Source organism: Vibrio ordalii ATCC 33509, from assembly GCA_000257205.1.
Classification (GTDB): domain Bacteria; phylum Pseudomonadota; class Gammaproteobacteria; order Enterobacterales; family Vibrionaceae; genus Vibrio; species Vibrio ordalii.
In genome coordinates this window covers 22,145-29,345 of sequence record AEZC01000077.1, presented here as the reverse complement: position 1 = coordinate 29,345, position 7,201 = coordinate 22,145, and the positions used below count along the sequence as shown (strand labels likewise).

The following is a 7,201-nucleotide window of genomic DNA, read 5'->3' as shown; positions in this document are numbered from 1 at the left end:
CATGGAAGAGCCCAGAAGCAATGTTAAAACAAGATCATAGCCAAGCGATACAACAAAGAATCGATCAAAAAACCAAACCGTTGGGAGCGCTGGGCCAACTTGAGTCATTAGCACACCAGCTCGCCTTCATCCAAAGTCAAAATCAGCCTCAGCCCACTCAGCAGATCACCATTCATAAGCCTACCGTACTGGTCTTTGCTGGCGATCACGGCATTGCAGATGAAGGGATTAGCATTGCGCCAAGCGCGGTGACTCAGCAAATGGTGCTTAACTTTCTGGCGGGTGGTGCGGCCATCAACTGTTTTTGTCGCAGCAATCAAGTCGAGATGAAAGTAATAGATTGCGGGATTTTACTCCCTGTAGAAAGCGACAATCCGCACTTTTTTGTGCAGCGCTTAGGTAGCCGAACGGAGAACTTTGCTCGTCAAGCAGCGATGTCTGTAGAGCAAGTGAAACAAGGGCTATTGCTAGGCAATCAGGCCGTGCAGCAGGTGATCCGTGCGGGGTCCAATATGGTGATGTTTGGTGAAATGGGCATTGGCAATACCAGTAGTGCTTCTGCGATATTAGCGGCACTTTCTGAACATTCTGTTGAACAGTGCGTTGGTTACGGCACTGGCATTTCAACACAGCAATATCAGAAAAAAGTACAGCTGGTGAAGCAAGGCGTAACACGCTGCCGTGGTTTGGATCCAGAAACGGTCCTTGCGGAAGTAGGCGGCTTTGAAATTGTGCAAATGGTCGGAGCATTTTTAGGCGCTTACCAGCAGAAAACGCCGATTCTGGTGGATGGATTTATCGTCACGGTAGCCGCGTATGTGGCCACACTTATTGAACCTGATTGCCGCGAGTTGATGATTTTTGCTCATCAGTCCCATGAATCGGGCCATCAACGCGTACTTGAACTGTTAAACGCGACACCACTGCTTAATTTAGGGTTGAGGTTGGGTGAGGGAACGGGTGCTGTATTAGCGGTACCTTTGGTCAAAGCGGCCGCCGAGTTTTACAACACCATGGCCAGTTTTGCCGACGCAGGAGTGACAGTGTAATGCTGCGCGCTTTCGCTTATCAATTAGAGCTGTTCTGGTTGGCGCTGAGTTTTTTCTCGCGCCTTCCTATTCCTAACAATACGCCCTATTGCAGTGAACGAATGAACCGATCTGGGCGCTATTTTTCCTTGGTTGGTCTATTACTCGGCGCGATCTGCGGTGCCATCTACAGTGTGCTGATCCTGATTTTACCGAACGAGGTGAGCATCGCACTGACGATGGTGGCCAGTTTGTTATTAACGGGAGCATTTCATGAAGATGGCTTAACCGATATGGCGGACGGCATTGGCGGAGGAATGACGGTTGAGCGCCGTTTGAGCATCATGAAAGATAGCCGTATTGGCACCTATGGTGCGGCCAGTTTAGTGATGGCGCTACTGTGTAAGTTTCTCTTTCTAGAGGCGCTACTTGGTTATGGCAATGTATTGATGGTGTGGGTGCTAGGCTACAGTTTTAGCCGTGCGATAGCGGCATCGTTGATTTTCGATATGCCGTATGTGAGCGATCTCGATAGCAGTAAAAGTAAGCCGCTAGCTAATAAACAAACCCTTCCAGAGCTCATTTTTCTACTGCTGTGCGGCTTAGCGCCTGCGGTATGGTTTGGTTGGCAGGTAAGCCTGAGCCTAGTATTGGTTGCTGTGGTTTTTCGTATTTTCTTCAAAGCTTGGTTGATGGCACGTATTGGTGGCTTCACCGGAGATTGCCTTGGCGCTGCACAACAGATCATGGAACTGCTGATCTATCTGCTGCTTATTGTATTCGCTGGGCTGGGTTATTTGAGCATGGGAGCGATTGAATAATGGTGCATTTGATTTTGGGTGGCGCGCGTAGCGGTAAGTCTTGTTTCGCTGAACAGGCCGCAAAGCAAGCACACCAAGCCCTGTTAATGCGGCTGCCGCAGGCTCAGCTTAACTATGTTGCCACCGCGATTGCGTTTGATGATGAAATGCAGGCAAGGATTGCCCACCACCAGCAGCAAAGAACGTCGGAATGGCAAGAGCACGAATGCCCTGAACAACTGCCTGAGTTAATGGCCACTTTTTCAGCACATGATGTGGTATTAGTGGACTGCTTAACGCTGTGGCTGAATAACGTTATCTACAACCATGGCCAGCAAGCTCACGAAGCGGAGATAAAAAAGCGAGTCGAGCAACTCTGTTTTGCCGTTGAGCAAACGCCCGCCACTTTGGTTATCGTCGCTAACGAAGTGGGCCTTGGCGTGATCCCGATGGGGGAGGTTTCGCGCTTATTTGTCGATAATGCCGGCTGGCTTAACCAAGCGCTAGCCAAGTTAGCAACCCGAGTGAGCTTTATTGCGGCGGGCTTACCGATTGTTTTAAAAGATATTGTTTTAAAAGACATTGTTTTAAAAGACACTGCTCTAAACGACATCGCTTTAAAAGGCTCACAATGATCAATCTCTATTTGATGCGCCACGGTAAAACCGTCGGTCGGCCTGCGCTCAATGGTAAAACAGATGTGCTCGTTGAAGCGCATCGGCAAGAGCAGATCGCTCACACTTTGCTGAGGTCCCCTTACTCCTTCTCAAACATCATTACTTCGCCGCTACGCCGTTGCCATGATTTAGCGCAGCAACTGGTTTTACAGCAGCCGAAATTGGATTACCAAATTGAGCCTGATTTCCAAGAGATGGATTTTGGTGACGTCGATGGCGTGGCCTTTGATGAACTGCAATCGATGTGGCCAGTAGTGGAAACTTTGTGGATCAATCCGGCCAAACATCAACTACCGAATGCAGAAAACTTGGCCGATTTTCATCAGCGTGTAACTCGTGCTTGGGAGGCGCGAGTTAAAGAGATTAAACAAGACACTTTGATCATCGCTCATGGCGGAACAATCAGAATGATACTTGCCGATGTTCTAGGCACTGACTGGCAAAACCCACATTGGTATAGCGTGTTAAATATCGACTATCAATCATTAACTCATATCCAAATAGGAAAAGATAACGCTAAGAATGTGACTGTGAAGAGCATCGGAATTCAAATTTAGCACCGGGTGAGTATGCAGTAGAGTATGGAGTAACTATCAGATTTAATGGTAGAATTCCCGGCCATTAACGCCGAGCCTCTGGTTAAGCGTATTTTTGTATAAGGCATTGAGACGATCGTTGATGAGCTTCATTTACCCTTATCCATCTTGATAAGTGGGATCGCCTCAACATAAATTGCTTCTACAATTCATTAACATACCGCTGTGCAATAAAGGAGTAACGCATGACGAAGTCCCTTTTCCGCCAATCTTTCCTATTTGATAGTTTGGATTTAGACCAAGAAATGGTCAGTGGCGAAATCCAAACGGCAGCTGGTATTACGCTTAAAGTGCTCTCGCGTGGAGTGCTCGAAGTGATCCCCGCTCATCTCAACGATGAGAGTAAGCACATCATTATTTCTTGCGGTATTCATGGTGACGAAACTGCGCCAATGGAATTAGTCAATAAGCTGGTGGATGATATTCAGTCAGGTTTTCAAGCGGTCCAACACCGCTGCTTATTGATTGTGGCTCATCCTCAGGCGACGAATCAACATACCCGTTTTGTGCAAGAGAATTTGAACCGTTTATTTGATGATAAAAATGGCAATAACTCGCTAGAAAGAGAGATTGCGCAGCACCTCAAACAGACAGTGAAAGACTTTTTCGAACACACCGCTGAGCAAAATCGGTGGCATCTTGATTTGCACTGTGCGATTCGTCACTCCAAACATTATTCGTTTGCCGTCAGCCCTAAATCCCGCCATCCTGTCCGCAGCCGAGAATTGATGGCATTTGTTGAAAACGCCCATATCGAAGCGGTGCTGCTTTCAAATTCCCCCTCAAGTACCTTCAGTTGGTACAGTGCAGAGAATTTTGCCGCGCAAGCTTTAACGCTTGAGCTGGGGCAAGTCGCACCTCTTGGTCAAAACAACCTAGAGCGATTAGTCGCGTTTGACTTAGCCATGCGCGATTTGGTAGCCAATGCGACACCTGAACACTTGCCAAGAAAGCCAACCATTTATCGTGTCAGTCGTACCATCGTCCGTTTGCATGACGATTTTGATTTCATGTTTGATGATAACGTCGAAAACTTCACCGCGTTTAAACATGGTGAGGTATTTGGCCATGATGGTGAAAAGCCACTCATGGCGAAAAATGAAGATGAAGCGATCGTATTTCCTAACCGAAAAGTGGCATTAGGCCAGCGCGCCGCGTTAATGGTGTGCAAAGTGGCGACACGCTATGAAGACGATCAATTGGTATACGATTAACCGATGCTACTTTTGGCCTGTTAATCTTTTGACCTGTTAACCTTTTGGCCTCTTAACAAGGTGTGCAATACAGGCGATTGCTTTGGTATATCACTTTCTATTTAAATGGCTTAACGGTAAGGTTAGGCCATTATTGTTTCTCTTACTTACATATAAGCGCATGACGTTCAATCAGTTACTCTTAAAAAAACAGCGTCGCTGGCATTACGCCCTCTACGCTATGCTGGCATTGTTGATTACGATGAGTGCGTTTTATTTGATGGTGGGTGAACTCTTTATCAGCCCATTTCACACTTGGTCACCACTGGAATGGCAGTTAGTGACTGAACTTCGTGCTCCTCGTCTGGTCTCTGCCGTCATCATTGGTTCTTCACTAGCCGTATCAGGCGCGGCGCTGCAAGTGTTATTAGGGAATGTTTTGGCAGAGCCGGGCGTGCTTGGTATTTCTGGTGGAGCCAGTGTGGCGATGGTAGTGGTGCTGTTTTTCTTCCCTGCCTTGGCCTCACCTGAAATTTTCATGCTTTGTGCCGTAGTCGGTGCGATGGTGTTTACTCTTTTACTGGTCAGCATGGCTAAAGCGATGCGTTTAAGCACAACCCGCTTACTGTTGGTCGGTGTGGCGCTGGGTATTTTATCTGGTGCTGTGGTGACATGGGCGTTTTATTTCAGTAATGATCTCAGTTTAAGGCAACTGGTTTACTGGTTGATGGGCAGTATTGGTGGTGCAAGCTGGTATCAACATACGCTTTCATTAGCTGCGCTTCCGGTGATCATCTGGCTTGCTCTGCAAGGAAAAACGTTAGACAAACTGATGCTGGGCGAAACTCATGCAAAGCAGTTAGGTGTGGATGTGCATCGACTACGTTGGAAATTGATTTTTGCCGTGTCGCTGCTGGTAGGAGCTGCGGTGGCATTGGGCGGTGTGATCAGTTTTGTTGGGTTGGTTGTTCCGCATTTATTGCGCTTGGCGTTTGGTTCTGAAAACCGCTACCTTTTACCTATGTCGGCTCTGTTCGGCGCACTCTTACTGGTTTGCGCGGATACCGTTGCCAGAACGGCGCTTAATGCTGCTGAGCTTCCACTTGGTGTCGTCACTACCACCATTGGTGCGCCGATTTTTATTTGGATGTTGTTGAAAAACCATGATTCACGTTAATAGCCTGCAGGTTTCATCACGCTTATTACCACTCTCTTTTACCTGCCAAGCGGGAGAGGTGCTGCATGTTATTGGGCCTAATGGCAGCGGAAAAAGCACTTTACTGTCGGCGTTAGCTGGCGTGACAGAGAGCCAAGGTGAGGTCTACATTGGTGATCTTCAGCTTTCAAGCGCATCGTTAGAGGCGCTGTCACTGCACCGAGCTTATCTGTCGCAAAACGACAAGCCTGTTTTTAATGTCGATGTTTATCAATATCTTGCCTTAGCGATCCCCAGTTGCGCCGATTTACATTCTCAGGTTGTTAATCAAGCCGTGGTTCATCTCACTCAACGATTGAATATTCAAGACAAATTGCATCGATCCATTCACCAACTGTCAGGCGGCGAATGGCAACGTGTCCGCTTGGCCGGTATTTGCTTGCAAATTTGGCCAACCTTAAACCCTTACGCGCAGTTATTGATATTAGATGAACCTGCGGCGCCTCTTGATATTGCTCAAGAAGGGTTGCTTTATCGTTTGATTGAAGAGGTTGCACAGCAAGGGATAGCGGTAGTAATGGCCAATCACGATCTCAATCGAACATTGCGCCATGCCGATCGCGCTCTGTTACTGCAAGATGGCGTATTGCAAAGTTCCGGCTCGGTTGAACAAGTATTAGAGAGCCAAGCGTTAAGTGCAGCGTTTCAGACTCAGGTGAAGCAGGTTGTTGTTGAAGGAAAGCCTTACCTTATCTTTGATTAAAAGCACAACTGTCGTGCAGTCAGCACACTTTTAGCGCATCAATGTGCTGAAGATAGAATGATAAAAATAGTAAGTCTATTAAAAACAAATAGTTAGGTTTTATGTGAAAGTTGGCACGCCAATCGCATTAATAGAATCGATACATTCTCGTTCTTGTTAGGCTTTTTATAAGTCTCTTAACCACCTTGCTCCCACAAGGTGGTTTTTTTAATCTGAGTCTTTGCAAGGTTATTGCGTCAATGAAGCAAGGTCAGCAGGACGGTAATAGACTGATTTGAGCACTTTACCTTGGCGAATCGTTTTGCCTTCAGAGACAAAATCTTGTGCGCATTTAGCAATAATGTAGTCGCCTTTTTGTACGGCCATCAGCTCAATACCTTGTTCAGCATAGTAGGCTTGTGTATCGGCATACTCTTTTTCATTGCGACATACTTTACTCATGTTCGAGCTGTGTACTTCATCCCAGCATGGAATAAATTCGATGCCACGATTCACGGCAACATTGAGCAGAAGATCAATCAAATAGCTGATCGCTAAGTTGTCACTCACTTGGCTATGTCCAAGGTGGACTAAACGACCCATCAAAACGTACACAGTATCGATGATCGCATCCGCTTGTTCCGTTTTATTGTCAGCTTCAGCAAGTTCAGTCAATTCTTCAATCGCGAGCGAAGTATGCAACGTGTCAGCTTTATCGTTTAAGCTGCTGGCATCAGCAACGGGGAGATCAAAGGTGCTACGAAACTCGGTAATATCGCGGTAAAGATGATCGTAAATCTCTTGAGTAAGCTTGGATAAATGCATTATCTCGGTCCATTGGTTTGGTTAACAGGGATTGTGACGCGTAGTAACAAATTGATAGTAATAAACTGATAATAATAAACTGATAGTAATAAACTGATAGTAAGAAAACGGATAGTAAGAAAACGGATAGTAAGAAAACGGATAGTAACAAACTGATGGCAAAGCTGCGACCCATGCCATCAGT

General features: G+C 46.6%; 8 protein-coding genes. 7 read left to right on the top strand and 1 reads right to left on the bottom strand.

Translation table 11 applies throughout. The features are described from left to right. The first annotated feature begins 20 nt into the window (after nt 1-20). The 7 genes from cobT to btuD all read left to right on the top strand — a co-directional run bounded on the left by cobT (nt 21) and on the right by btuD (nt 6,213). Nucleotides 21-1,049, top strand: a complete 1,029-nt coding sequence (gene cobT / locus VOR_RS0104895; RefSeq protein ID WP_029626918.1) for a nicotinate-nucleotide--dimethylbenzimidazole phosphoribosyltransferase — start codon at nt 21-23, stop codon at nt 1,047-1,049. Next, nucleotides 1,049-1,849, top strand: coding sequence for an adenosylcobinamide-GDP ribazoletransferase (locus VOR_RS0104890; RefSeq protein ID WP_010318609.1), 801 nt, complete (start codon nt 1,049-1,051; stop codon nt 1,847-1,849). Before cobT ends, VOR_RS0104890 begins: the two co-directional genes overlap by 1 nt. Next, complete coding sequence (gene cobU / locus VOR_RS0104885; protein ID WP_010318608.1) at nt 1,849-2,463, top strand: bifunctional adenosylcobinamide kinase/adenosylcobinamide-phosphate guanylyltransferase; 615 nt, start codon at nt 1,849-1,851, stop codon at nt 2,461-2,463. Before VOR_RS0104890 ends, cobU begins: the two co-directional genes overlap by 1 nt. Beyond that, nucleotides 2,460-3,062, top strand: a complete 603-nt coding sequence (locus tag VOR_RS0104880) for a histidine phosphatase family protein (protein ID WP_010318607.1) — start codon at nt 2,460-2,462, stop codon at nt 3,060-3,062. Before cobU ends, VOR_RS0104880 begins: the two co-directional genes overlap by 4 nt. A gap of 224 nt (nt 3,063-3,286) precedes the next feature. Next, nucleotides 3,287-4,315 carry a succinylglutamate desuccinylase gene (locus VOR_RS0104875; protein WP_010318606.1) on the top strand — a complete coding sequence of 343 codons (1,029 nt, stop codon included), beginning with the start codon at nt 3,287-3,289 and terminating at the stop codon, nt 4,313-4,315. 160 nt (nt 4,316-4,475) lie between these two features. Next, nucleotides 4,476-5,471 carry a vitamin B12 ABC transporter permease BtuC gene (gene btuC / locus VOR_RS0104870; RefSeq protein WP_010318605.1) on the top strand — a complete coding sequence of 332 codons (996 nt, stop codon included), beginning with the start codon at nt 4,476-4,478 and terminating at the stop codon, nt 5,469-5,471. Continuing rightward, entirely contained in the window at nt 5,458-6,213 is a 756-nt protein-coding gene (gene btuD, locus VOR_RS0104865; protein WP_010318604.1) for a vitamin B12 ABC transporter ATP-binding protein BtuD, read from the top strand. The genes btuC and btuD overlap by 14 nt, the downstream gene beginning before the upstream one ends. Nucleotides 6,214-6,441: 228 nt before the next feature. Here btuD and VOR_RS0104860 read toward each other — a convergent pair whose 3' ends face one another. Then, a complete protein-coding gene (locus VOR_RS0104860; protein WP_010318603.1) occupies nt 6,442-7,017 on the bottom strand; it encodes a nucleoside triphosphate pyrophosphohydrolase family protein in 576 nt (191 codons plus the stop codon). Between the last annotated feature and the right edge of the window lie 184 nt (nt 7,018-7,201).

What these genes read in the sequence shown, in the direction of transcription:
- cobT (WP_029626918.1), top strand. Translation starts at nt 21, where the DNA reads ATGTTAAAACAAGATCATAGCCAAGCGATACAACAAAGAATCGATCAA.
- VOR_RS0104890 (WP_010318609.1), top strand. Translation starts at nt 1,049, where the DNA reads ATGCTGCGCGCTTTCGCTTATCAATTAGAGCTGTTCTGGTTGGCGCTG.
- cobU (WP_010318608.1), top strand. Translation starts at nt 1,849, where the DNA reads ATGGTGCATTTGATTTTGGGTGGCGCGCGTAGCGGTAAGTCTTGTTTC.
- VOR_RS0104880 (WP_010318607.1), top strand. Translation starts at nt 2,460, where the DNA reads ATGATCAATCTCTATTTGATGCGCCACGGTAAAACCGTCGGTCGGCCT.
- VOR_RS0104875 (WP_010318606.1), top strand. Translation starts at nt 3,287, where the DNA reads ATGACGAAGTCCCTTTTCCGCCAATCTTTCCTATTTGATAGTTTGGAT.
- btuC (WP_010318605.1), top strand. Translation starts at nt 4,476, where the DNA reads ATGACGTTCAATCAGTTACTCTTAAAAAAACAGCGTCGCTGGCATTAC.
- btuD (WP_010318604.1), top strand. Translation starts at nt 5,458, where the DNA reads ATGATTCACGTTAATAGCCTGCAGGTTTCATCACGCTTATTACCACTC.
- VOR_RS0104860 (WP_010318603.1), bottom strand. Translation starts at nt 7,017, where the DNA reads ATGCATTTATCCAAGCTTACTCAAGAGATTTACGATCATCTTTACCGC.